Here is a 23,546-nt window from a genome sequence, read left to right as displayed (position 1 = left end):
CAGTGCTATGGCTTGGATTATTCGGCTGATTTCAGCTTATTCCTCGCCACCGGTTTTCGCGGCTTTGGTCGGGTCGGCGAAGCTGATGGCCGTCTCGCCATTCTGTGCGCCTTCCGTAGTGGAACCGGTGTATGCCGGCTTGCCACCCGCCTGCTCATAGGCCTTCCGTGCGGCCTCATCATTCCACTTCTCGCCGACGAGCACGCCATGGTTGAGCATAATCTCGCGCTGGGCACAAGATGCGACGAGCGCATCATGGGTCACGACGATGATGGTAGTGCCCTGCTCGTGCAGCTGGCGGAACAGGTCAAGCACGATTTTCTCGTTCTTCTCATCCAAATTGCCGGTCGGTTCGTCCGCAAGAATCAGTTTCGGGCAGTTGATGAGCGCACGTGCGATGCACACGCGCTGCTGTTCGCCACCGGAAAGCTGGCCGGGCAGATGGTGGGCACGCTCCTTCAAACCGACGCGTTCCAACGCTTCCAACGCCTGCTGCTCGTTGACTACGGAATGGTAGTACTGTGCCACCATCACGTTTTCCACAGCCGTCAGATGTGGTACCAGATAGAACTTCTGGAACACCAATCCGATCATGTTCTTACGCACGTCGGCAAGCTGCTTGGCGTTCAAATCCTCCAACTTGCGGCCTTCCAGCATGACGGAACCCTTTGAAGGCGTGTCCATGCAGCCAATCATGTTCATCAGCGTGGTTTTGCCGGAACCCGATGAACCGACAATCGCAAGCCATTCACCTTGCGGAACGGTCAAAGTCAAATCGTCGACGGCACGCAAATCGCCGTAAATCTTGGAAATATGATCCAATTCAAGCAACATATTCAGCGTATTCTCGGAACTCATGATTATTCCTCCCTCAAAACGATGGCGGGGTCGATACGGGTTGCGCGGCGAACCGGCGGAATGGATGCGATGACGGCGATGAGCACGCTCAACAGCAGCGAGGCGACGCCCAACAGCCAGTTGAAGCCAATGGCACGCTCGAATACGGACACGCACAGCACGCGGGCCAGCAGGTAGCCGATGATAGTGCCGACCAGGCCGCCAATCAGTCCGTAGATGGCGGATTCCACATAGAATTCGATGCCGATGGCCTGCGACGATGCGCCCAACGCTTTGCGCAAGCCGATTTCGTTGCGTCGCTGAGACACGATGGAACTGATGGTGGTGCCCACGCCGACCAGCGTCAACACGAGCACGACCAGCGACACGATCCAGAACAGGGTTTGCAGCATGGCGATGATGCGGGTGTCGGATGAGGTGATTTTGGTGACGGTCTGCGCTTTCACGCCGGTTGACGGATTCGCATTGATTGATTTGATGACGTCGTTGAGTTCGCCACCTACCGCATTGACGGAATATTCGATCACGTCCGCACCGCGTTTGGAACCGGCCAGTTTGGCCACGTCAGCGTTGACCGCGTAGACGATTTCGTCTTCGCTGCCGCCCGTATCGACGATGCCTCCGACACGGAATTCGGTGCCGGTGTTCTCCATAATGTCGGACGAAACGCGGCCGTTTTCCGTGGCTTGCGCTTCGGTTTGACTAAGAGCGCCGGAATTCTGCGCATCGTCGGATGCGCGGTAGCCGATGGTCACGGTCGAACCGATGGAGACGCCGAGCGCGTCGGCCACGTCACGGCCGAGCATCACATTGCCTTCGCTGGGCCAATCGCCAGTCACATTCCAATGATGGTTGAGCGCTTTCACGTCTTTGGTCGTGATGCCGGCCAGCGTGTATGGCGCCGAGTTTATGCGCACGCTTTCATACCGGTAGGCGGCGGAACGGGCACTGTACGAGCCTTTCACCATCTGGTTCAATGCTTTGGCGGTATCGGTGTCGATGCCGTTGGACTTTTCGGTTGATTCGGATGGTGTGACGATAAGATTCGCGCCATACGCACGCATTTCCTCGTTCATCTGCTGTGGAACGGCAATACACGTTGCCGCAAGGCAGAACAGCGTGGCAGCGCCCACCATGGAGGCGATCACGGCCATGACGGCTCGCGAACGGCGGCGGAACACCGCGCCCCACAGCATGGTGAAGAACATCTTGCGATTAGTCATCTCATGCCCCTTACGGACTGTCTTGAACTCACCTGCCATGCAACACCTCCGCAGACGAACAGCACAGGGTGCCGTTCGTGACCGAGGCCGCAGCCGCGGCCGAGTTTACGGAACTCAAGTTGAAATCAGCGGCCATGCAACACCTCCGCAGGTTTGAGTCCCAGAATCGAACGGATCGACGAGAACGAGGCGATCAGCACGGTAAGCGTCAGCAGCACAAACACCATCACAAACACCATCGGACGCATCGTAATGCCGGAACCGAATACCACGTGTCCCACAATCTGTGCAACACAGGAACCCAACAGCGCACCAACAATCGCACCAACCAACGAAATCACAGCCGTCTCAGCGAGCATCAGGCGGGAAACCGCACCATCGGTGGCACCAATCGCCTTCAGCAAAGCCAATTCGGAACCGCGCTCACCAATCGAGGCGGCCATCAGATTCGCCACTGCAATAGCGGCCGCAACCAACGAAAGCACGGTCATCAGCACCATCACCGCCTGCGTTTTCTGCAGCACATCGCCCTGCAATGCGGCCACCTGACGCACCTGCTTGGCTACGGAACCGGGAATAACCTCTTCGATCTGGTAGGCGATGGACGAAGGGTATGCGGTGCAATACCACGTTTCCCACTCGTCTTGCGTGAGCGCGTTCGGATTCTTCGACGCCTTTCGCGCCAAATCATTGTCTGGCGTGGTCAGCGCTTTGACTTCGATCTTGTCAATGGAATCAGGCAGATTCGCAAGCACCTGCGCGGTGGATGACGGAATGTACATCGCGTTGTTGTCGCTATCGCCGGAATCGTAAATGCCGGTGATAGTGATCTGCTGCTTGTTGAGGCTACCGTCGGCGGTGGTTTTGTAGAGGGTTACGGTGTCTCCCGTGGCCACGCCGAGCTTGGATGCGAGCGTGGTGCCGATCAGACCTTGCGCGCTATCGTCTTTCGGCCAGGAGCCGTCAAGCTTCCACCACGAACGCATGCCGTTCATGCCCGCCACCGTGGATTCGCCGGAATCCATATGCAGGGTCTTCGCGAACCATGTGCCCACGATCGGCACTCCAGAAGCCTTGCAGGAGCTGGAATCCGCCGATGCCGCCGATTCGGACGCGCAGTTCACGTCAGCATGGATATTAAGTTCGGGGGCAAAATTCGTGATATTGAACGCCCAGAAGATGGTTTTGATCTTCGACACATCCGATTCCTTCAAAAATGTGGTCGGGTCGGATTCGGAAGTACCGGAAGCGCTGCTGTCAGCGTCACCACCCGTGTTGTACAGGTCGTTGACGACGGCATCAGCCTTGGGCTGCACGGTGATGTTGGAACCGTACGTCGACAGTTCGGCGTTCAGCTTGTCTCCAACGTCGAACACCACGCCCAACATAGCCACGCTGACCGTGGCCGACAAGCATACGGTGACCGCGATCAGCAGCCTGCGTTTGAACTGCCTGCTGAACGAGCGGAAAATCATTCGAAGAAAGAACATGACTACCTCTTTCCGCTCACTGGAAATGCGTCGACAATGCGTCGAGCGTTGAAGTTTGAATTACGATTTTGCCGGATTCAACCTGGTAATCGAACGGCACAGGATTGCAGCCGCCCTTGAACCCGATAGTGGCGAGGTTGATGGCGACATCGCACTTCTTGCAGATGATCTTGCCATCCTTCTCGTAATAGCCCGCGTCACCACAGTTATCACAAGCATCAAGACCGACACCGTACGCTCCACCATTCTTCTTGATGATGATGAAACGCATCATCGTGCCGTCTTTCGCCTTGTATTGGAAGCGATGCAGATGACCGTCGTTGATTTGGCTGAATTTGATGGTGGCCACGCCGTCGCTCAGCGAATAATCCTCGGGCGGAGACAGCGTAATAACCTTCTTCGTTTGCGCCACACCATACGTGAGTGCGAACGTGATGCCGATCATCGCAACAAGGCTCCATGCGCCGGCCGCCTTCGCACGACGACGGAACGCGATATGCGATCGCACAATGGCCTCATTGGCGCCTTCCGGCTTGATTTTGAAGCCCATCACAATGCTGGCGGCCACCGGAATAATGAACACCAACACCATGGCAATGACCATATGACGCTGATGATTAATGCACCACACCAACGCCAGGAACGCTTCCGTAGGGAAATGAACGATGCGCTTGGCCTGCAGAATCTGCGCAAGATCAGTGAAATGCGAAACAAACAGCAGCGCAATCAGCAGCAGCACGGCCGTAGTGAACGACCAACGAATCGCAGTGGAACGCATCGTACGGAAAATCAACGCCGCAACAATCGCAGTGGCCGCACCCAATGCGAAACCAAGCGCACGAAGCAGCATATCCGAAGTGAAGATCGGATCTCCCGGCTCCACGAAAATCGTCAAACGCAAAATAACATCAGGCAACGCACGGAAGGTGGTGGCGGCAATCGCAAGAGCGCCAATCGCATTCGCAATATCAAGCAACGCGCGATGATCATGCCAATTCGTAGTGATGCGACGCGCGAACAGCACAACAACGAACACTGCGACATCGAAAATCACACAACACCACAACGTGGGGTAATTGACGAACGTACGCTGATTGATCACCGCGGCCGCACGCAACGCAGCGAACACAATGGCACCCGCGAATCCGATAATGAAGCCCGCAAGACGCCAGTACGCGCTCAACGGCTTGTCACGCCCCTCACCGACCGTGAGCATCACGTTCAGCGTCATAATCAGCAAAGCCGGTGCCAGCGTTCCCTGCAACACCGTGACGTACTGCGTCAGCATCTCACACCTTTCGTCGTATATCCCTGTCAAAGCCTAGTGAATTCAGCGCGCAAAAGGAACCCCCTTACCAAGATTCCCAAAAAAGCGCGTTATCTCCCAAACGCGCATCCCCTAAAACGCAAGAGAGCGGTTGCTTGGATGGTTGTTCGCCCGTAGACTCGGCCAAACGGCCTTAAGTACGTCAAACGACTATCCAAGTAACCGCGAACGCCGTACCCATATTCGCGCTACTTGCATACGTTTCGCGATATGTGAACGGCGTTAATCACGAGTTGAATCCCAACATGAATTCAAGCTTATATCCAAACCGTTTCGCTTGGCATGTGCCGGAATTCACGTTCCAGATCACCACTCCTGCGGGGTGTAGTTCCACTCCGGGAAAGTGACCTCGAGCGGCTCGGTCCAGAAGCGGCCCTTAACGCCGGTCTCCGGATCAACGTGCAGCATCCAACCCTTCTTCTCCGGGGATTCGATCTTCAGCACGAGCTTGTAGGAACCCGCCTTGTCGAGCTTGACGTTGGCGCCGTAATGCGGGCCATCAGAGGCGTTCATCTGCATGAAGGTGCCGGAGCCTACGGACTCGTTGGACGTCTTGTCGATAATGTCGTAGTTCACGGTGAGGTCCGGCACGAAATCGCCCTTGCCGTAGCCGAGCTCAGTGCCCTTCTTGTTGGCGTGGATGTCGGCTTCGAGGTGGAAGCTCGCGTCGGCGGCCTTCAGGCCCATGCCGGACGGTTCCATGTCGATCGGCTGGAAGTACACGGCGTTGACGGTCAGCGGGCCGACTTCCTGGTCGGAATGGTTCTCATCGACCTGGATCTCCTCGAAGCCCGCGCCGGAATCGCTGGAGCTGGAGTCGTCGGCGCCCTTGGTCTCCGACGTGGAGGTGCTGGACTTGCCGCTGGATGCGGCATTGTCGGAATTGCCGCATGCGGACAGGGAGAAGGCCATGGAGCCTGCCAACAGGATGCCGAGCAGGGCGGCGATCTTCTTATTCTTCATTGTGTTCTCTTCCTTTTCTTTGGTTCCTTGAGGAACGTTGGAAACTTATGGAAATCTCTAAATCTTTACTTGTGATTATTGATTGGCGCTTACTTAGCCTGTTCCGCCTGCGCGGCCAACTTCATCCTGTGTTTCTTGATGAAACCGACCACGAACAGCACAATCACCGCGATCGCGGCAATCACCTGCGCCGTAATCGTTTCGACGTACGGATACAAGCCGATCCAATCGTTAGTTGGCACAGTGCTCAAGTAGGTGCCTTCAATAAGATCACCCTCGATGAGCGCGTGGATGCCGCCACCCGCGAAAATGACAACCAATGCGGCCATCAAAATCGAAGTTACGAGGAAGAACGGGCCGATCGGAATCTTCACCGAAGTAAATCGCAGAATCAGGAAGATGACGATCAGCACCGCAGCGGCGGTCAGACCGCCAACCCACATGCCGTGCGCATCCTGGCTCATGGAGTAGATGGACTCGTAGAAGATCACCGTTTCGGCACCCTCACGGAACACGGCGAGGAAGCTCAGCATGGCAAGCGAGGTGATCATGCCCAAGCCCAGGCTCTGACCGGATTCGACCTTGCTTTGCGCGCCGGCCACAGCCGTTTCGGTCTTATTCCTGATGTAGTTGTTCCACGCTTCCACGGAGCTCTTGTTGAGCATCCAGTTGCTGGTCCACAGCAGCATGAGGGTGGCGATAAGCGCGCACACGCCTTCGGAAATCTCCTGAATCGGGCCGGAACCGCCGAACAGGAACGTGAAGAGCACGGCAACCAGACCGGAGCCGGCCAGACCGGCGACCACACCAAGGTAGATCCACTTGGTGAAACGCTTATTGCCGGACTTCACCAGGTAGGCGATCACTGCGGCCACTACCAGCAGTGCTTCGAGGCCCTCACGGATCAGAATAAGGAACGCCTGTCCGGCGGAACTGGTGACGAGCTTGGTGAAGCCGTTGACATTGCCGGACGCACCACCGTCAAGGACGGCCGCGTCTTTCACGAGCCAGCTCTTCAAATCGTCGACGAGCTGCTTGATTTCCTTGTCGGAACCGCCGTCGCGCATGGTCTTACGAGTCATCTTGAACTGGTATTCGACCTGCGAAACACGGTCGCCGGAAATCGCGTTCATCACGTTCTTTTCGAAGCCGAGTTTCTCGTAGTACTGGTAGTAGGCATTGTTGACCAGCGTGGAGCCTTCGTCGCCCTTGCCGGCAGCGGCAGCCTCGTATGCCTGGTCGAGAATGACGGTCATTTCGTTGGCAACCTCACTCCACGTGCGGTCGCCTTTGCCTTTGGATGAATTCTTCTTGGCCGCGTCGAGCTTCTTGCGCTCTTCCGCGGTTTGCGTGGCACGCTGCTTCGCGTATTCCTTAGGATTGGCGAGGTCTGCGTTCGCATCGAGCGTTTGCGCGGTTGCGTTGATTTCGGCGGTCAGCGCGTCGATTTTGGTTGCGATGGCGTCACCTTGGTCCTGCTGGTAGGCAAGCCCTTCAAGATCGGTGAATTGCTGTAGCAGTTCCTTCTGCTTGTCGGCGCTGATGGTGTCGTTGACGACTTTCGAGAAGTTGGATGCGTCGTAACCGATCCAATGCGCGGTCTGAAAATCGGTGCCAGCCTGACCGTAATTGCCGTCATTATAGTCTTTTTCGGCGGTTGCAAGTTGGTCTTCGATATTCTTCGCAGCGGCAGTCCAGGAATCAAAATTCGTTTGACCGTCATCGGCGGCGATTGCCGACTGCGGAACCGCGGTAGTCGCGAAAAGCGTGGCGAGCGCAATCATCAGCGCGGCGACGAGCGTGACGAGACGGCCGGAAGCCGAGACTCGCGGATCGCACGGATCGTAGGAACCGGTTGCGTGGCGCTGCGCAACGCGAGATGACATGTTCCGAACCTTCCTTCTCAAAACTTCTCAGTGTGCGATGTGCGCACCGAAAGCTAAGATAAAACGAAAGTTTTTTAAAGAACAGTCTTGATTTTTAATTTGTTCTGATGTATTGAGTATGGAGAATTGGCGGAATTCCGCCATTCCTGTTTTTACCATCTTCGGCGTGTCATCTCACATAGTGGCACACTCGCAGCATGCTTGTTGAATCCGACGCGCCGGAATCCGCCACCTCCGGCAAAGCCTGTTGCATCCACCGCCATCTGTATGGGACCAGTAGAAACGGAGCGTCATACGATAATCGAGATACGCTATATGTGGCAGATTTCTGGTCTCACGAAAAACAATATGCGCTATATGTGGCACTTACCCTCACCCAACCATACCTAAGGGGGTGCAAATGACACCCTCCAAAACCGGTTGCCCAAGGAAATCTGCCACATATAGCGCAGATCACTTTTTCAAGACCGGAAAAACTGCCACATATAGCGCAAATCAAACAGGTCAACAGGCATCCCACCTCTACAAGGGGCCGCCACCCATAAGCGAGATACACGCGTCAGACGTTCCGCAGCCAAACACCAGCATCGACGAAACGGGCGCATCAGGCCTCACTCTCAACGAATGAACGCGCTAGCATCAGGATTATGGATGCTTCCGTTTCGCTTGTGCAGCGCATGCCCTACACCACCGCGTTCCCCAAGGCGCTCGGCACCGGTTTGCTGGTTTCGACCGCCCGCCCGGTTTCCACGGACCTGCGTGCCAAAATGGAACGACTCATCGACGGATACGAGCATGTGCTTTCGCGATTCCGCGCCGATTCGCTGGTTACGCGCATCGGAAACGCGGAACATGGCGGGCATTTCGATTTTCCCAATTGGGCCGGCCCACTGTTTGATTTGTACGACACACTATACGACGTCACACGCGGCGCGATCGACCCGTGCGTGGGTGAGGATCTGATTCGTCTCGGTTACGATCCCATGCTGAGCTTCACCGTCGCAACCGACGCCGTCGAGCGCTTGGGCGCTTTGCACGGACGCCCTGTATGGGGGCACGACGTAGTACGTTCAGACGATACGACGTTGGTCACGCATGGCCCGGTTCATTTGGATTTCGGCGCGTGCGGCAAAGGCTATCTGGTTGATTTGTTGGGGGGTTTGCTCGGCTCCTTCCCGGAATTTGTGATCGATGCCGGTGGCGACCTGCTGGCACACACGTCCAATCCGATTCGTGTGGCGCTTGAGGATCCGGACGATTCGTCCCGTGCGGTGGGTGTGGCAGAGATTCGTGATGGCGCGTTTTGCGCGAGCGCGCCCAGTCGCCGCCATTGGGAGGTGGCGGTTGGAGAACGGACACATCTGGCTATTCATCATCTGCTCAACGCCGTCGACGGGCTGCCCGCGCAGCAGACGGAAGCCACATGGACGGTTGTGCGCGTGGACCCGTCATCGTCGCGCCCACAACCGCAAGTTTCAGCCCAGACCGTCCAGCGCTCCAGTCTGGCGACCGGTACGGATTCCACAAACGTCGATTCTGGTTCCTCCGCCGCTTTCACTGATTTCTCTACCGCGTTGGCGGATGGCTTGGCTACCGCGTTGTTTGTTGCTGATCCGAACGGGCTAAGTCGCGTCTTCGCTTTCGATTGCGCCGTTTTGGACGCCGACCGTCACGCCACCATCAGCGCCGGCTTTCCCGGTCATTTCTTCTGACCACCGCGCAAACCACCGTCCGGCCAGCGATGCCTGTCTTCTGGTCGATTGCGCCCATCGCGCTGCCCATACGCATTCGCGCACTTTCACCGACACAATACCGTTCACCCAACACAAGCGCCAAACACGCGGATTACCCCCGGTAGAGTCCGGTTAGGTTCTGCGTGTCTGGCATAAGGATGGCTCCAAAGCCTTCACGGTTTTGGAGCCAAGACCCATTCAGTCAGCAGCTTCGTCTGCCCACGGAACGAGAACTCACGGAATGAGGTTTCCGGCGGCCACGTACAAGTCCCACCAGTCCTGCTTGTCGAGGTCGATGTCCGCGCCGTCGAGCATCTCGCCCAGACGGGTGGGGTTCATAGAACCGAGCACGATCTGGATCTTGGCCGGATGTCTGAGCACCCATGCGGTGGCGATGGCGTTGGCGCTCACGCCGTACTTGGCGGCCTTCTCATCCAGTGCCTTGTTGAGTTCCGGGAAGTGTTCGTTGCCCACAAACGGGCCGTATTCCGTGCCGGACTGGAACGGGCTCCACGCCTGAATGGTCATGTGGCGCAGTCGCGAATACGACAGCAGTCCGTCGGAATGGTTTTCCACAACCATGCCTTCGGCGCCGGAATTGGTCATCAGCTCGTCGCTGACCATCTGCGCGTGCATCAGACCGAACTGCAGCTGGTTGGCCTCAAGCCTCATGGCAGGGTCGCTGCCGAGCCAGGACTGCAGCAGCTCCGCCTGCCACGGGTTCACGTTGCTCACGCCGAAATGGCGCACTTTACCGGCTTCGTGCAGGGTGGTGAATGCTTCAACGATTTCCTCGGCCTCCATCAGCGTGTCCGGCCTGTGCAGCAACGCGAAGTCCACGTAGTCGGTGCCGAGCGCTTCCAGCTCTTCGTCCAGCCGCGTGATGAGGTGCTTCACGGAGAAGTCGTAACGGGTTGCGTGCACGTTGTTTGGATCATTGAAATCGATGTTGATGCCGAACTTCGTCTGCAGGAAGATGTCCTCTCGCTTAAGGCCTGCATCCTGCCATGCGCGGCCAAGCACACGCGAGCTGGCATGGTCGCGATTGACGTTGAACCCGTAGATGTCCGCAGTGTCGAAGAAGTTGACGCCGTGGTCGGCGGCCGTACGCACGACTTTTGCCGCCGCGTCCGGTTCCAGCGCGTCCATGCGCATTACGCCGAGCGCCACTTGCGATGCGGCTACCGCGGATTTGCCGATTTCGATTTCTTTCATGATTGCCCCATTTTCCTACGCGATTTTCCAGTGCGTCAAACGATTGACGTACGTATTACCAGAATACCTTTCGAAACGATTTGAACACGCATGGCCTCGCGCAGATGCACCGCAAAAACAAACACGCCAAACATGCGGATCGTCCCGTAAGATTCGGGCGGATGCCGCTTGTTTGTCGTGTTGGGTGAGATTTTCCGGCGATTGAGGGCGCATTCGGCAAATCAACGTCAGCCGATCAGTCCTCCGCTCAGTCGATCAGCGTGAACTGGCTGTTATAGATGTCGGCGTAGAAGCCGTTTCTAGCGAGCAGTTCCTCGTGGGTGCCGCGTTCCACAATGTCGCCGCCGTTCATCACCAAAATCATGTCGGCGTCGCGGATGGTGGACAGTCGGTGCGCGATCACGAAGCTCGTGCGTCCCACCGTCAGTGCGTCCATGGCCTTCTGAATCAACTCCTCGGTACGGGTATCCACGGAGGACGTGGCCTCGTCTAGAATCAGAATCGGCGCGTCCTCAACCATGGCGCGGGCGATTGTCAGCAGCTGCTTCTGACCTTGCGAAAGCGACGCCTTGTCGTCGAGCACAGTGTCGTAGCCATTCGGCAGAGACATGATGTAGCGGTGCAGACCGACGGCTTTGCAGGCGGCTACAATCTGCTCGCCAGTGACGCCCGGCTTCGAGTATGCGATGTTTTCACGTACCGTTCCACGGAACACCCACGTGTCCTGCAATACCATCGAAAACTGGTCGTGCACATTCCAGCGCGGAACCGACTTGGTGTCGACGCCGTCGATCGAAATCGTGCCGCCGGAAATCTCGTAGAACCGCATCAGCAGATTGACCATCGTGGTCTTGCCGGCACCGGTCGGGCCGACGATGGCCACCTTCTGGCCGGCCTTCACCGACGCGGAGAAGTCGTGGATGATCGTCTTGTCCGGGTCGTAGCCGAACCGCACGTGACTGAATTCCACATCGCCACGCACCGGCTGCGGCTTGCCATCCACACCGACACCCAGCAGTGCTTTCTTGCCGGATTCGTCGGCCAGCTCCGGCTCTTCCAGGAAACCGAAGACGCGTTCGGAGGCGGCAGCGCAGCGCTGCAGGTTCTGGAACGCCTGCGCGAACTGGGCAAGCGGTTGCGTGAACAGGCGAATGTACATCATGAACGCCACGATCACGCCGAATTCGATCTTGCCGTCCATGGCCAGCACCGCGCCGACCACGCACACGACCACGTAACCGAAGTTGCCGATGAAGTTCATGAGCGGCATCATCAGGCCGGAGAGGAACTGGCTCTTCCAGCCGGAGACGTACAGATCATCGTTGTACTTCTCGAACTGTTCGATGGAGTCCTCTTCGCCACAGTATGCCTTGACCACGGTGTGGCCGGTGTACATTTCCTCAACGTGCCCGTTCACATCTCCCAACGCGATCTGCTGTCGGGTGAAGTACTTCTGCGAGGCGACCATGATCACTCCCATGACCACCAGGCCAAGCAACGCGGAACCGATGGCGCACAGCGTCATGATCACGTTGTTGTAGAACATCATGATGAGCGCGCCGACGAACAGCGTGATTGAAGTGATCAGCGAGCCGACCGACTGGCCGAGCGTCTGGCCGATCGCGTCCACATCGTTGGTGATGCGGCTGAGCACATCGCCGTAGCTGACCTTGTCGAAATATTTGAGCGGCAGGCGATTAATCTTCTTGCTGATCGCCTCACGCAGCTCCTGCGCGGTGCGCTGCGTAACGTTGGCCATCAACCAGCTCTGCAGGTAGCTCAGCAGCGCGTACCCAACATACAGCGCGACAAGCAGCCATGCGATGCGCGAGACAGCATCCATATCGATCGAATTCATGACCGGCCTGCCATGCACCATGGCCGGCAGCCCCTTCGTGATCTCGTTGGTCATGTCTTTGAGCTTGTCCGGTCCGACAATCTGGCAGATCGTGCCGGCTGCACCCAGAATCAGGGCGAAAATCATCACAGGAATGTAGTGACGGCAGAATTTCGCCAGTTTGCTCATCACACCGCCGAAATCCTTCGGCTTTTCCACGGGTCCGCGAGAGCGTCCCATCGGTCCTCTTGCCATGTTGGTCCTCCCCTTCAGCGATTCAACTCGTCTTCGCTCAACTGCGATTCGGCGATCTGCCGGTATACTTCGCAGTTGTCGAGCAGTTCGTGGTGCGTGCCTTGACCAACGACTTTGCCGTCGTCGAGCACGATGATGCGGTCGGCGTTCATAATGGTGCCGATGCGCTGCGCGACGATGAGTTTCGTGGAATCCTTCGCTTCCCGTTCGAGCGCGTCGCGTACGGCGCGATCGGTCTTGAAATCAAGCGCGGAGAAGGAGTCGTCGAAAATCAGGATTTCCGGATGGCGGTAGACGGCGCGTGCGATCGACAGGCGCTGTTTCTGCCCGCCCGACACGTTGGAGCCGCCCTGCGAAATGCTGGAATCGTATTTCTTGTCCTTCTTGTCGATGAATTCCGTGGCCTGCGCGACTTCGCATGCCGTCTTCACGTCGGCATCGTTGCGTTCCGTATCTCCGTAGGCGACGTTGCTGGCGATCGTGCCCTTGAACAGGAACGACTGCTGCGGCACATAGCCGATCTTGTCACGCAACGCCTTGAGCGTGTAGTCGCGCACGTTGACGCCGTCGACGAGCACCTCGCCTTGCGTCGCGTCATAGAAGCGCGGCACGAGGTTGATGAGAGACGATTTTCCGGAGCCGGTCGAGCCGATGAACGCGACCGTTTCGCCCTTCTTGGCTGTGAAATTGACGCCTTCCAACATAGCTTGACGCGAATCGGGGTAGGCGAAGCTCACGTTGCGGAATTCGATTTCGCCTTCCACGCCAGGCTTGCCGGCGGTCTTCGCACCGTCGGCGACCATCGGATCGGTGTCGATGACTTCGAGCACGCGCTGCGCGGACACGTCGGCGCGCGGCCAGAGCACGAACACCATGCTCAGCAGCAGGAAGCTCATGATCACCTGGATGGAGTAGCTGGAGAACACCACCATGTTGGAGAAGGTGGTGAGCTTGTCGAGCGCTTCGGCGGCGTCGATGAGGTAGGCGCCGATCCAGTAGACGGCCAGCATCAGACCGTTCATGACGGTGTTCATCAACGGCATCATGATGGCCATGGAGCGGTTGGCGAACAGCTGGGTCTCGGTAAGTTCCTTGTTGGCCTCGGTGAACTTGTCTTCCTGGTACTCCTCGGAGTTGTATGCGCGCACCACGCGCAGGCCGGTGAGGTTCTCGCGCGCCACGAGGTTGATATTGTCGGTCAGGCGCTGCATGGCCTTGAACTTCGGCATGACAAAGCTCATGATCACGCTGATCACCGCCAGCAGCACGGCTACTGCGACGCCAGTGGCGAACGTCCATTCAAGGCCTTTGTTCGCGATTTTGCACACGGCCCACACGGCCATGATCGGCGCTTTGATCAGCATCATCAGCCCCATGGTCACGAACATCTGGATCTGCGTGATGTCGTTCGTGGAGCGGGTGATGAGCGATGCGGTGGAGAAACGGTTCATTTCCGCCGGTCCGAAGCTTTCCACCTTCTTGAATTCGAGCGAGCGCAGACGTTGGCTGAACGACGCGCCGACGCGCGCGGCGATGAAGCCGGTGACGACCGCGCACGCCACCGATCCGAGCGAGACGAGCAGCATTTTGCCGCCCGCTATCCAGATATCACTCATTTCACTGCCCGGCGTTTCCACGAGCTGCGTGATGTCGGCCATGTAATCCGGTAGCGTCAGATCGAACCAGATCTGACCGACGATGCTGACCAGTGCAATGAGCATCTGGACTATCTCCGCTTTGGAGAGGTATCGCACAATGCGAAGCATGCTTGGTTCCTTCTTTTACGTTTTGTTGGCTTGGTTAATTCGGTTAGCTGATTTGCGATTATCAAATCCAATTGTTTACACTGTAAATTTCTTGCAGCGTGAAGTATTATGCAACTTCCTGTGTGTTTTCTGAGAATGCCTTGGCGACCTCTTCTGGGGTCGGACGCGGCTTGCCGGGCATGCACAAGGTCATGTACGTGGTGAACTCCTTGCTGAGTTCCACGAATTCGCGCGCGCGTCGCTCCCCCATTTGCGAGAAGATCCAGCAGACCGCATCACGCATGTCATCACGCTGCTTTTCGGCGCGCTCCTTACCCGTTTGGGTAAGACTCACATGCACGATTCGACGATCATCAGGATCGGGCTCACGTGCTATCTGGCCTTTTTTCTCCAGTCCGGCCAGCAACGTGGACACGCGACCAGCCGTGGCTTTCATAGCGGATGCGAGCTGGGAGGGCGTGAGCGGTCCTTTTCGGTATAGTTCCTGAACCGCGAACGACTCGCCTCTCGCGCCTTTGACCATTTCCTGCTGCATGAGGGATTTTTTGTTCCAGATATTGCCCATCAAATCACGGAACAGTTCCTGCTCGAATCCCAATGCACACCTCCTTACGTTGCAATCGTCATCATAATATTTTACAGTGTAAACAATTTATATCGTGCGTTATTTTCGGACGATCTGCGGTGCGCAGAAGACTGAGATGGTACGAAAGCCGCGGAAATTACGAAAGAGACGAAAATGGCCGCGGCCCGAATCGCAATTATTGTGCGGAATCGGGCGCGGCCAACCGTACGGACTGCTTGAAACTCAGCCGCGACGGGCGTCGACTGACGCGTTCAGCATCGCCAGTTCGTCCGGTGTAAGCGTCAATTCGGTGGCGGCGAAGGAATCGTTGATCTCCTGAGGATTGCGGGCGCTAGGAATGGTGAACAGACGTTCGTAACGAGTCAATTCCCATGCCAGCACCACGCGCTGGTAGGAGCAGCCATGATTGCCTGCGACTTCACGGAACGGGTCGTACGCGCGCTGGTCGAACGCGTCAAGAAAGCCGCCGAGCGGACTCCAACAAACGAATGCAAGCCCCAACTCCTTGCAGTGCTCCATCGTACGCTCAGGATCAGGGTGCGATGGCGAGAACTGGTTCTGCACGGCGATCAATCCGTTGCCGATAATGCTGCGCGCAAGATCGATCTGCTCGTTATTCACACGGGAGATGCCCGCATATTTGATCACGCCTTCGTCGAGCAGCTGTTTCAACGCGCCGCATTGGTCTTCGTAAGGAACCGCGGGATCGGGACCGTGCGAATACAACAGGTCGAGCGTATCGACGCCCAAGTGCAGCGCGGATTCCTTGGCGTCACGAATCATGGTTTCGGGGCGCGAATCCGCCATCCACCCGTATTGGCTGCCCGCCGCCTGCAAATGCTGGCGTTCCTCGCCAGGCCGACGGCTGTATCCCTTAGAATCCCGCCCCTGAGTGTCCGATTCTGGTGAATCGGACATCTGTACCCCAAATCCGGCACTCTGTTTGTCCGATTCTCCAGAATCGGACACAGGAACAACAAAAGCGGGAACCTCCATGGTGCGTCGATAGCCAGTTTTCGTGGCGACCAGCACTTCATCTCGGGGGCCATTCCACGAAGCGAGCGCATCACGCACCAGCTTTTCGCCGTAGCCAAGGTCTTCCGCAGTGCCGGTGCCGGGCTCGCTCGGCAGATAATACGACCAAGCCGTATCCAAATAGCGAACACCCGCGTCCAAACCGGCATGAATCGCACGAATCGCAGTATCGCGATCCGGACGCCCCTCAATCGCCAAAGCCATCGTTCCCATGCCGAGCCGAGGAATCGTAAATCCTGCCAACTCACCGTTCATCATCATCTTCCCCTTCCTTGCAAGCACGCAGCCGATTCGCACATGTTCACATCAAGACTAACCCAACGTGAACCGGCGCAAGCTTGTCGGGCGCGTGCGCGAAGATGAAGGCACAACCGAACGGGAGCCGGCGCAAGCTTGTCGGGCGCGTGCGCGAAGATGAAGGCACAACCGAACGGGAGCCGGAAGGCTGAGAGGGAGCTCATAAAGCTTCGACCGAGGACTTGATGCGGGTAATGCCGCCGTAAGGAGACGGGTTGTTCGCGCCGCCAGGCGTATCTCATCTTCCGTTCGCGATAACCGAATATCGCGTGATTAGGGTCACGGAGGGGCGCACCACCTCATAGGGTACGGTTCCTTCGGCGACCCTTTTTTCGTACCAGCATTGAGTGTCCGATTCTGCAGAAACGGACATTTGGAGACCAAAAATGAACCTCCGGATGTCCGATTCACCAGAAACGGACATTTGGAGCGCAGGAAGCATGTGTCACGACAGACACAGAAGGGAACCGCAATGATCATCAACGGTAAGGAAGAGAACATCGCCACGCCAATCACCGTGGCCGAACTCATCGAAAGCAAGGGATTGCGCGCCGACCGCGTGGCTGTCGAGCTCAACGGCGAAATCGTGCCTCGCACCCAGCGTGCGCAGACGCAGCTCAAGGGCACCGATACGTTGGAAATCGTCACGTTCGTGCAGGGCGGCTGAACCACTTTCAAAATTTCTTGCGATTACAACCGGCGCAATATACGCGTAACAATCGCAAGAACATACAAAACACAACCAACCCGGCAAAAACAACACACGAACGGAAAACGAGAATACGAGAACAACCATGACTTTTGAACCATCCGCATCGCAGGCGCAGATCGACGCCCGCCAGCACGCTTTCGACAACCAGCCCGACCCGACCACGCTCGTCAGCCGCGAAGAAATCCGTGCGGCCCTACTCGACCGCCATACCGCAGCCACGCAAGACAAGCTCGACGCGGCGCACGTGGCCATCTGCGGCTGCGGCGGCCTCGGATCGACGATTGCAGTGGCGTTGACCCGCATTGGCGTCGGTCACCTGCATTTGATTGATTTTGATCGCGTGGATATGACGAATCTGAATCGTCAGCAGTATTTTTTGAAGGATCTTGGGCAGTACAAGACGGAAGCATTGCGCAGTAACTTGCGTCAGATCAATCCTTTTATCGATATCACCATTGATACCGTGAAAGTGACTGACGAGAACGTGCCGATGCTGTTCGACAATGAAGATATTATTTGCGAAGCGTTCGACGTGCCGGAAAACAAGACGATGCTGGTGAATGCCGTACTTGAGAATCTGCCGAACAAGAAGCTGGTGAGTGCTTCCGGAATGGCGGGATTCCGCAGTTCCAATTTGGTGAATACTCGTCGCGTTTCGAAAAATTTCTACTTCTGCGGCGACGGCGAAACCGCTCCGGTGCCGGGCGCTGGTCTGATGGCACCGCGCGTGGGTGTGGTCGCCTGCCACGAAGCCAATATGATCACTCGCTTGATTCTCGGCGAAGAAGACGCCTGACAGCGAAACGCAACCACAAACGCAAGTTGCAATCGCAAATCGTAACGAATGACACGACACTAATCGCATAGTAAGGATTAACCATGAGCACCGAAAACACGATCACCACCGCGGAAAAAGACTTCGCAGCGGCACCGAATGCCACGCTCGACGAGCTGGTCGGCACCACCACGAACACCGCACTGCTGCCGAAACCGGATGCGCACGCGTATGACGAAATCGCCACCGGTGACGCCGATCCGTTGATCCTCGGCGGACACAAGTTCACGAGCCGTTTCATTCTCGGTTCCGGCCGCTACGATCTGAACCTCATCAAGGCGACCATTGAGAACGCGGGTACGCAAATCGTCACCATGGCGTTGCGCCGCTGCCGTACCACCGAAAACAATCTGCTCGACTACATTCCGAAGGGCATCACCATGCTGCCGAACACGTCCGGCGCACGCAATGCCGAGGAAGCGGTGCGCATTGCACGTCTCGCCCGCGAAGTGTGCCAGACGGACTTCGTGAAGGTGGAAATCGAACATGAGGCCAAGTATCTGCTGCCCGACAATGAGGAAACCATCAAAGCCACGAAACAGCTGGCAAAAGAAGGCTTCGTGGTCATGCCGTACATGTTCCCCGATCCGATTGCGGCGAAGCGTCTTGAAGACGCTGGTGCGGCTTGCGTGATGCCGCTTGGCGCGATGATCGGCTCGAATAAGGGTCTGCGTGCACGCGATTTCATTGAAGTGATTATTAAGAATTCCAATGTTCCGGTGATTATCGACGCTGGTATTGGCCGTCCGAGCCAGGCTGCGGAAGCCATGGAAATGGGCGCGGACGCGGTGATGGCATATACCGCCATCGCTTCCGCCGGCAATATTCCGCTGATGGCACGCGCTTTCAAGAAGGCGATCGAAGCTGGTCGCGAAGCGTATTTGTCTGGCTTGGGCAAAGTTACGGAAGATCATGCCGTGCCGTCCAGCCCAACGAACGAGGCCGACTACATCGGCTAAAGTGCGCTGAATCCCATAATGGGGATTCGCGCAAAGACCATACTGAAAAGGGGCGTTTGCCGAACGTACGTGATGCACTCACGTTCGGCAAACGCCCCTTACTTGTAGCCTGCGTTACCCGCAAACGCTACTGCTGCAAAGCTTCCTTAAGATCGCGATTCTGGAATCGTTCGTGCAGCAGGCAATATCCGCCGAACGCAACCAGCCAAATCAGACCGGCAATCGCAGAACCAATCGTGTCCGTCGACAGGAACAATGTGACATACACGAGCACAAAGAACACGATCGCAATCCAATCAAACACCTGCCAAGCAGGCATGACGAAACCGTCTGGCAGAAAATCGCTGCTCTGACGATACCTGTGATGGGCGAGCATCGTCAGCACGTAAATGAAAATCACCACAGCGCTGGCGGCCGAAGCGAACAGCACGAACGCGCCGGAAATGCCTGGAATCGCGTTGATGATCGGGGAGAACAGAATCATGCAACCCGAAGCGACAATCGCCTTCGCAGGCACCTTGTGTTCGGAAACTTCAGCCAAACGAGCCATCGCAGGCGACTCAGAATCCGAAGCGAGCTGATACAAGTGGCGACCGGCCGAATAAATCAGCGAATTCAACGCCGACGCAGCAGCCGTAATCACCACGAAGAACACCAGCGCGGCAGCCCAATCAAGACCCGCATATTTGAATACCATGATGAACGGCGAACCGAACGAGCCGTCGGAATTCTCGTGGAAATTACGCCACGGCACAATAGCCATGATCGCGATCAGCGCGCCCACGTAGAAGATCAGAATACGCATAATCAGCTCGTTCACGGCCTTCGGCAACACCTCGCGCGGATTCTGCGTTTCCGACACCGTGACACCCACGAATTCAATGAGCTGGTAGGCGAAAAACACCATTTGGAAGCTCATGAAGAAGTTCATCCAGCCGTTCGGCGCGAGCTGGAAGCCGTCGGTGATGTTCGTGAGGCTCACGGTAGCGCCCGACACCGTGCCGTCCACGCCCTCGATATGCGTGGCAGGGTAGCTGAAGCCGATGATTAGCATCACGATGGCGGTGACAATTAGGCCGACGATCAGCGTGATCTTGATCATGGAGAACCAGAATTCCGCCTCGCCGAACACTTTCACCGCAATCAGATTGATGCCAGTGAGCGCCACGAGGAAGCACAGTTCGATCAGCCACTTCCACGAGTTCAGGTCTATGCCGAATGTGCCGAAAAACGTTACGAAATACGTGCTTACGGCAGTGATTTCGGTCATGCCGGTCAGAATGAGCACGATCCAATACGTCCAGCCGGCGAACTTGCCCCACCCGCGGCCGAGATAGCGCGTGATGAAATTGATGAACGTGTGCTGGCTGGGGTCGCTGTACATCATTTCGCCGATGGCACGCATCAGCAGGAACATGATCAGGCCGACGCCGATGTACACGAAAATGATGCTCGGGCCGGTCAGCGCAATCGACTTGCCGGAGCCTAGGAACAGGCCGGTGCCGATGGTGCCGCCGATGGCGATGAACTGGACATGGCGGTTTTTCAGGCCTCGCTCCATTTCATTGCTTTGGTCGAGGCTTTCGACGGATTTGATGTGCGCGGTTTCCGTCGCGTCGGACGTGCTTGTACCGGTTTTTTCGGTTTTCGTATTCCCAAAAGTCATAATGTTCACACCCTACCGCGGGAGCCGCACAATCTCCGCCATTGTTCGCACCGCGAAACACACCCATATGCCTTATATGTGGCAGATTCGCATCTTTTCCAAAACTGATTTTCACTATATGTGGCAGACCATCCTGAATGCAAGGTAGTTAGAGGGGATAAATCATACCCTCTAACCTCTTTTTTCCGCGGGACTCTGCCACATATAGCGCAAATCACATTTGCCGCATGCCAGATGGGGGCATTCTATGCAAATCGCGGGGTGGTCTGCCCGAAAAACCCACATGTCAATCAAGCAGACAAATGGTTTTAGTTGTCAACAGTCGAGGACGGGATCGCCTTATCGAGCTTGTCGAGCAAGGAAGCGTTGGCGCGTTCCAGCTCGTCGATACGCCTGGCCTGCTGCTTGATGATGATGCCAGCGGTATCACCGTCGAGCACGCCAATCGAAACATACGCGCCGACAGCGCCTTCGGACATAACGGGAACGCTCGAATCCGGAACATCGGACGCTATATTGTCAAGATTCCGCCTCGTCACCAAAGTACGCTTGTACCGTTCAACGAGCTGCGCAATGATCTCGCTGTCATCCAGGTGATCGTTGCCGCTCACTGATTTGATGGCGTCGGCCTTCCAACGAGCCACGCTGCGTTCGATGCGCTTGTACCCGACCAGATCCGGTGGCAATCCCGCCTCACGGAAGATTTTGGTCGGAGATTCCCCCGCAAGATATCGGATGGTGCACACCTGCTTGAAAGCGTCGGAATAGGTGATACGATTACGCGTCACATTCGCCACCGCCGGTAATCCCCGCAACAACTGAATCTCCTCGTCGCTGAATGCTCCGCCGCCACGCACGGCAATACCTCCCGTCCCGTGCCTCCATTGCCCACTTCTCGTGGATATGCTTTGTGATTCTATGGCCCGCTTGCCGTACGATGCCCTCGTTTTACCCCTCTCTCTGCGGAGACCGACTGCGGCCGCCCTGCACCCACGGTTCAGCTTGTTGCAACACGTCGAACCGACCCGCACTATCCCCTCGAAAAACATCTTCATCTGATGCGGATGACGTCCCACAGACATTCCCGCGGGGCCGGGTCGGACCGTAGGACAGTCGGGTCGCGGGCGTACGCAAAAGGGCCAACCCGGTTGGATTGGCCCCTGCATGATTTTTGGCGTTACCGCCTTATGTGTTTAGTGCGTGCGCTGACGGCTCTTAACCGCAACGGTCACGCCGGCACCTGCCACGAGCAGAGCCACGACGGTGAAGAGGGTCGTGCCCGCAGCACCGGTAAGCGGCAGCTGGGTGACGTTCTTCACGTTCTTCACGGTGGCGGTGGCCTCCGCCGTGTCGTTCTTCGACGGGGTGACCTGCTTGAGGGCATCCGGGCTGAAGGTGACCTTGCCGTCATTCTTGATGGTCACGTCGAAGGTGACCTTGAAGTTCTGGGCGTAGCTGTTCGGCGCTACGGTTTCTTCAACCGTGTAGGTTCCGGCTGCGAGGCCCTTGAGCTGCACCAGACCATCAGTGCCGGAGGTGAACGTCGTGGCGTCATTCTGGGTTTCAACGAGCGACCATGCGCCGTTCTCGGCCTGCTTGAGGTACTTGCCGTCCTTCTTGACGACGAACTTCGCGCCGGCCAGAGCGTTGGCGTCCTTGTCGACGCCAATCTTCGTGAACTGGAAGCCGTAGGTATTGGATTTGGTCTCGCCTGCCTCGCTAGTACCGCCCTTGGTGGTGACCGTGGCCTTGTTGTTCACGCTGCCGCCCAGGCCGTTCAGCGCATCCTTGGTTACGACGCCGGTGTACGACACGACGATGGTCTTGCCGGCCAGGGAATTCGCGTTGGCGAACTTGATGGTCGTGGTGGTGCCGGTCTCCTCAGTAGCAGTACCAGTCTGTGTCACCGTGTACAGGGTGCTGTCCACAGCCTCGAGCGCATCATTCTGGCCGGCCTTCTTCTGAACCGTGAAAGCGGTCGGCTGGGCAACCTGCAGGCCCTTGGACGCGGTATCGGTGATGGTGAAGGGGTAGGAGTCGTAGTTGGCTGCGGAAGTAGGAACGGTTGCGGACACGGTGAAGTTCACGGTGTCGCCGACGTTCACGGTCTTGCCGTTCACATCCACTGTGCCGACCTTGGCGGTCTTCTTCGGCGGGGTGAGCGGGTTCTCGTTCTTCGCGTTGAACTGGCCCACGGAAGTGATGTTGCCCTGGCCGGTCGTCGTGTCGGCAACAATCTTCAGATTGGTCAGTCCGCTGACGGTGGTGGCCACAACGGCCGGAGTGCCGATCACGCCGTTATAAGTGTCGGTCACCAGGTACCAGCCCTCTTCCTTCACACCGGAGAACGAGAGGCTCTTACCATCCTGGCCAGAAGTCACGGTCAGAGCACCATTCGCAACAGCAGCCGGCAGCGAGTTGGTCTTGGCCAGTTCCGTGGCGAACTTGCGGATCTGCTCCGCAGTGAACGTCGCCACGTATGCGGCCGGATTGTTGGCATATTCCGCCGGAATGCTGTTCTTAGTATCGTTGTCGGCGGCGTCAGCAGCCGTGGTCACGGCGGTCTTCCACGCATCGACCGTGTTCACCTCAACAGTACCGTTGCCGGCGTTCGCGAACGTGGCGAACTTGTACGGCGTGTACGTGTGGCCAGCCTGCGCGTTGTTGACCTGCAGCAACGGCGTGGTCATCTGCGGTCCATCAGCCTGTGCGCTGGCTGCGCCCAGGGCCATGCCGCCCAGCAGCGTCACAGCGGCGGCGATACCGGCGAAAAGTTTCCTCATCTTCATGAGAATCCTCTCTTCCTTATTGTTTGATTACTTGTTTCTGCAATCGCGGGAGGCGGGAACCCAACTTGCTCCCGCGATCCGCAAATCTTGAATTACCGGCCGGAACGCCCTCGA

General features: G+C 57.1%; 18 protein-coding genes. 4 read left to right on the top strand and 14 right to left on the bottom strand.

What is annotated here, in order from left to right; genetic code table 11:
• Positions 1-36: 36 nt before the first annotated feature.
• The 6 genes from BBKW_RS00600 to BBKW_RS00575 form a co-directional block, all read right to left on the bottom strand.
• Positions 37-834, bottom strand: coding sequence for an ABC transporter ATP-binding protein (locus BBKW_RS00600; protein ID WP_128832449.1), 798 nt, complete (start codon positions 832-834; stop codon positions 37-39).
• Positions 835-860: 26 nt separating this feature from the next.
• Complete coding sequence (locus BBKW_RS00595) at positions 861-2,081, bottom strand: ABC transporter permease (protein ID WP_033500647.1); 1,221 nt, start codon at positions 2,079-2,081, stop codon at positions 861-863.
• A 125-nt stretch (positions 2,082-2,206) separates the two neighbouring features.
• Positions 2,207-3,571 carry an ABC transporter permease gene (locus BBKW_RS00590; protein WP_033500646.1) on the bottom strand — a complete coding sequence of 455 codons (1,365 nt, stop codon included), beginning with the start codon at positions 3,569-3,571 and terminating at the stop codon, positions 2,207-2,209.
• A gap of 16 nt (positions 3,572-3,587) precedes the next feature.
• Positions 3,588-4,859, bottom strand: coding sequence for a DUF2318 domain-containing protein (locus tag BBKW_RS00585; protein WP_033500645.1), 1,272 nt, complete (start codon positions 4,857-4,859; stop codon positions 3,588-3,590).
• A gap of 345 nt (positions 4,860-5,204) precedes the next feature.
• The gene (locus tag BBKW_RS00580; protein WP_033500644.1) at positions 5,205-5,861 is read right to left on the bottom strand and encodes an iron transporter; all 657 of its coding nucleotides are present in this window, start codon (positions 5,859-5,861) and stop codon (positions 5,205-5,207) included.
• An 89-nt stretch (positions 5,862-5,950) separates the two neighbouring features.
• Positions 5,951-7,645: an FTR1 family iron permease gene (locus BBKW_RS00575; protein ID WP_033500794.1), complete on the bottom strand. Its 1,695-nt coding sequence runs from the start codon at positions 7,643-7,645 to the stop codon at positions 5,951-5,953.
• 749 nt (positions 7,646-8,394) lie between these two features.
• On the opposite strand from BBKW_RS00575, the gene BBKW_RS00570 reads away from it, so the two are divergent.
• Complete coding sequence (locus tag BBKW_RS00570) at positions 8,395-9,459, top strand: FAD:protein FMN transferase (protein ID WP_033500643.1); 1,065 nt, start codon at positions 8,395-8,397, stop codon at positions 9,457-9,459.
• Between the two features lie 255 nt (positions 9,460-9,714).
• Here BBKW_RS00570 and BBKW_RS00565 read toward each other — a convergent pair whose 3' ends face one another.
• The 5 genes from BBKW_RS00565 to BBKW_RS00545 form a co-directional block, all read right to left on the bottom strand.
• Positions 9,715-10,695: an aldo/keto reductase gene (locus BBKW_RS00565; protein WP_033500642.1), complete on the bottom strand. Its 981-nt coding sequence runs from the start codon at positions 10,693-10,695 to the stop codon at positions 9,715-9,717.
• A 247-nt stretch (positions 10,696-10,942) separates the two neighbouring features.
• The gene (locus BBKW_RS00560; protein ID WP_033500641.1) at positions 10,943-12,787 is read right to left on the bottom strand and encodes an ABC transporter ATP-binding protein; all 1,845 of its coding nucleotides are present in this window, start codon (positions 12,785-12,787) and stop codon (positions 10,943-10,945) included.
• Positions 12,788-12,801: 14 nt separating this feature from the next.
• The gene (locus BBKW_RS00555; RefSeq protein ID WP_033500640.1) at positions 12,802-14,553 is read right to left on the bottom strand and encodes an ABC transporter ATP-binding protein; all 1,752 of its coding nucleotides are present in this window, start codon (positions 14,551-14,553) and stop codon (positions 12,802-12,804) included.
• A 106-nt stretch (positions 14,554-14,659) separates the two neighbouring features.
• Complete coding sequence (locus tag BBKW_RS00550; protein WP_033500639.1) at positions 14,660-15,151, bottom strand: MarR family winged helix-turn-helix transcriptional regulator; 492 nt, start codon at positions 15,149-15,151, stop codon at positions 14,660-14,662.
• 210 nt (positions 15,152-15,361) lie between these two features.
• A complete protein-coding gene (locus BBKW_RS00545; RefSeq protein WP_193786576.1) occupies positions 15,362-16,435 on the bottom strand; it encodes an aldo/keto reductase in 1,074 nt (357 codons plus the stop codon).
• A gap of 508 nt (positions 16,436-16,943) precedes the next feature.
• On the opposite strand from BBKW_RS00545, the gene thiS reads away from it, so the two are divergent.
• From thiS to BBKW_RS00530, 3 genes are all read left to right on the top strand, one after another.
• Positions 16,944-17,138, top strand: a complete 195-nt coding sequence (thiS, locus tag BBKW_RS00540) for a sulfur carrier protein ThiS (RefSeq protein ID WP_003833700.1) — start codon at positions 16,944-16,946, stop codon at positions 17,136-17,138.
• A 127-nt stretch (positions 17,139-17,265) separates the two neighbouring features.
• A complete protein-coding gene (gene thiF / locus BBKW_RS00535) occupies positions 17,266-17,979 on the top strand; it encodes a sulfur carrier protein ThiS adenylyltransferase ThiF (protein WP_033500638.1) in 714 nt (237 codons plus the stop codon).
• Between the two features lie 83 nt (positions 17,980-18,062).
• Positions 18,063-18,977, top strand: a complete 915-nt coding sequence (locus tag BBKW_RS00530) for a thiazole synthase (protein ID WP_081962245.1) — start codon at positions 18,063-18,065, stop codon at positions 18,975-18,977.
• 127 nt (positions 18,978-19,104) lie between these two features.
• On the opposite strand, the gene BBKW_RS00525 is transcribed toward BBKW_RS00530, so the two are convergent.
• The 3 genes from BBKW_RS00525 to BBKW_RS00515 all read right to left on the bottom strand — a co-directional run bounded on the left by BBKW_RS00525 (position 19,105) and on the right by BBKW_RS00515 (position 23,432).
• Positions 19,105-20,643 carry an amino acid permease gene (locus tag BBKW_RS00525; RefSeq protein WP_033500637.1) on the bottom strand — a complete coding sequence of 513 codons (1,539 nt, stop codon included), beginning with the start codon at positions 20,641-20,643 and terminating at the stop codon, positions 19,105-19,107.
• A 308-nt stretch (positions 20,644-20,951) separates the two neighbouring features.
• Positions 20,952-21,500 carry a hypothetical protein gene (locus BBKW_RS00520; RefSeq protein ID WP_033500636.1) on the bottom strand — a complete coding sequence of 183 codons (549 nt, stop codon included), beginning with the start codon at positions 21,498-21,500 and terminating at the stop codon, positions 20,952-20,954.
• A gap of 336 nt (positions 21,501-21,836) precedes the next feature.
• Entirely contained in the window at positions 21,837-23,432 is a 1,596-nt protein-coding gene (locus BBKW_RS00515; RefSeq protein WP_033500635.1) for an isopeptide-forming domain-containing fimbrial protein, read from the bottom strand.
• Positions 23,433-23,546: the final 114 nt, after the last annotated feature.

The sequence above is a fragment of the Bifidobacterium catenulatum subsp. kashiwanohense JCM 15439 = DSM 21854 genome (genome assembly GCF_001042615.1).
GTDB lineage: Bacteria > Actinomycetota > Actinomycetes > Actinomycetales > Bifidobacteriaceae > Bifidobacterium > Bifidobacterium catenulatum.
Note: the sequence above shows the minus strand (reverse complement) of the source record. Positions and strands in the feature narration are given on the sequence as shown.

Coding starts and splice junctions, on each gene's coding strand:
- BBKW_RS00595 (WP_033500647.1), bottom strand. CDS start 2,081: ATGACTAATCGCAAGATGTTCTTCACCATGCTGTGGGGCGCGGTGTTC.
- BBKW_RS00600 (WP_128832449.1), bottom strand. CDS start 834: ATGTTGCTTGAATTGGATCATATTTCCAAGATTTACGGCGATTTGCGT.
- BBKW_RS00585 (WP_033500645.1), bottom strand. CDS start 4,859: ATGCTGACGCAGTACGTCACGGTGTTGCAGGGAACGCTGGCACCGGCT.
- BBKW_RS00560 (WP_033500641.1), bottom strand. CDS start 12,787: ATGGCAAGAGGACCGATGGGACGCTCTCGCGGACCCGTGGAAAAGCCG.
- BBKW_RS00590 (WP_033500646.1), bottom strand. CDS start 3,571: ATGTTCTTTCTTCGAATGATTTTCCGCTCGTTCAGCAGGCAGTTCAAA.
- BBKW_RS00530 (WP_081962245.1), top strand. CDS start 18,063: ATGAGCACCGAAAACACGATCACCACCGCGGAAAAAGACTTCGCAGCG.
- BBKW_RS00580 (WP_033500644.1), bottom strand. CDS start 5,861: ATGAAGAATAAGAAGATCGCCGCCCTGCTCGGCATCCTGTTGGCAGGC.
- BBKW_RS00570 (WP_033500643.1), top strand. CDS start 8,395: ATGGATGCTTCCGTTTCGCTTGTGCAGCGCATGCCCTACACCACCGCG.
- BBKW_RS00525 (WP_033500637.1), bottom strand. CDS start 20,643: ATGACTTTTGGGAATACGAAAACCGAAAAAACCGGTACAAGCACGTCC.
- thiF (WP_033500638.1), top strand. CDS start 17,266: ATGACTTTTGAACCATCCGCATCGCAGGCGCAGATCGACGCCCGCCAG.
- thiS (WP_003833700.1), top strand. CDS start 16,944: ATGATCATCAACGGTAAGGAAGAGAACATCGCCACGCCAATCACCGTG.
- BBKW_RS00545 (WP_193786576.1), bottom strand. CDS start 16,435: ATGATGATGAACGGTGAGTTGGCAGGATTTACGATTCCTCGGCTCGGC.
- BBKW_RS00575 (WP_033500794.1), bottom strand. CDS start 7,645: ATGATTGCGCTCGCCACGCTTTTCGCGACTACCGCGGTTCCGCAGTCG.
- BBKW_RS00565 (WP_033500642.1), bottom strand. CDS start 10,695: ATGAAAGAAATCGAAATCGGCAAATCCGCGGTAGCCGCATCGCAAGTG.
- BBKW_RS00555 (WP_033500640.1), bottom strand. CDS start 14,553: ATGCTTCGCATTGTGCGATACCTCTCCAAAGCGGAGATAGTCCAGATG.
- BBKW_RS00515 (WP_033500635.1), bottom strand. CDS start 23,432: ATGAAGATGAGGAAACTTTTCGCCGGTATCGCCGCCGCTGTGACGCTG.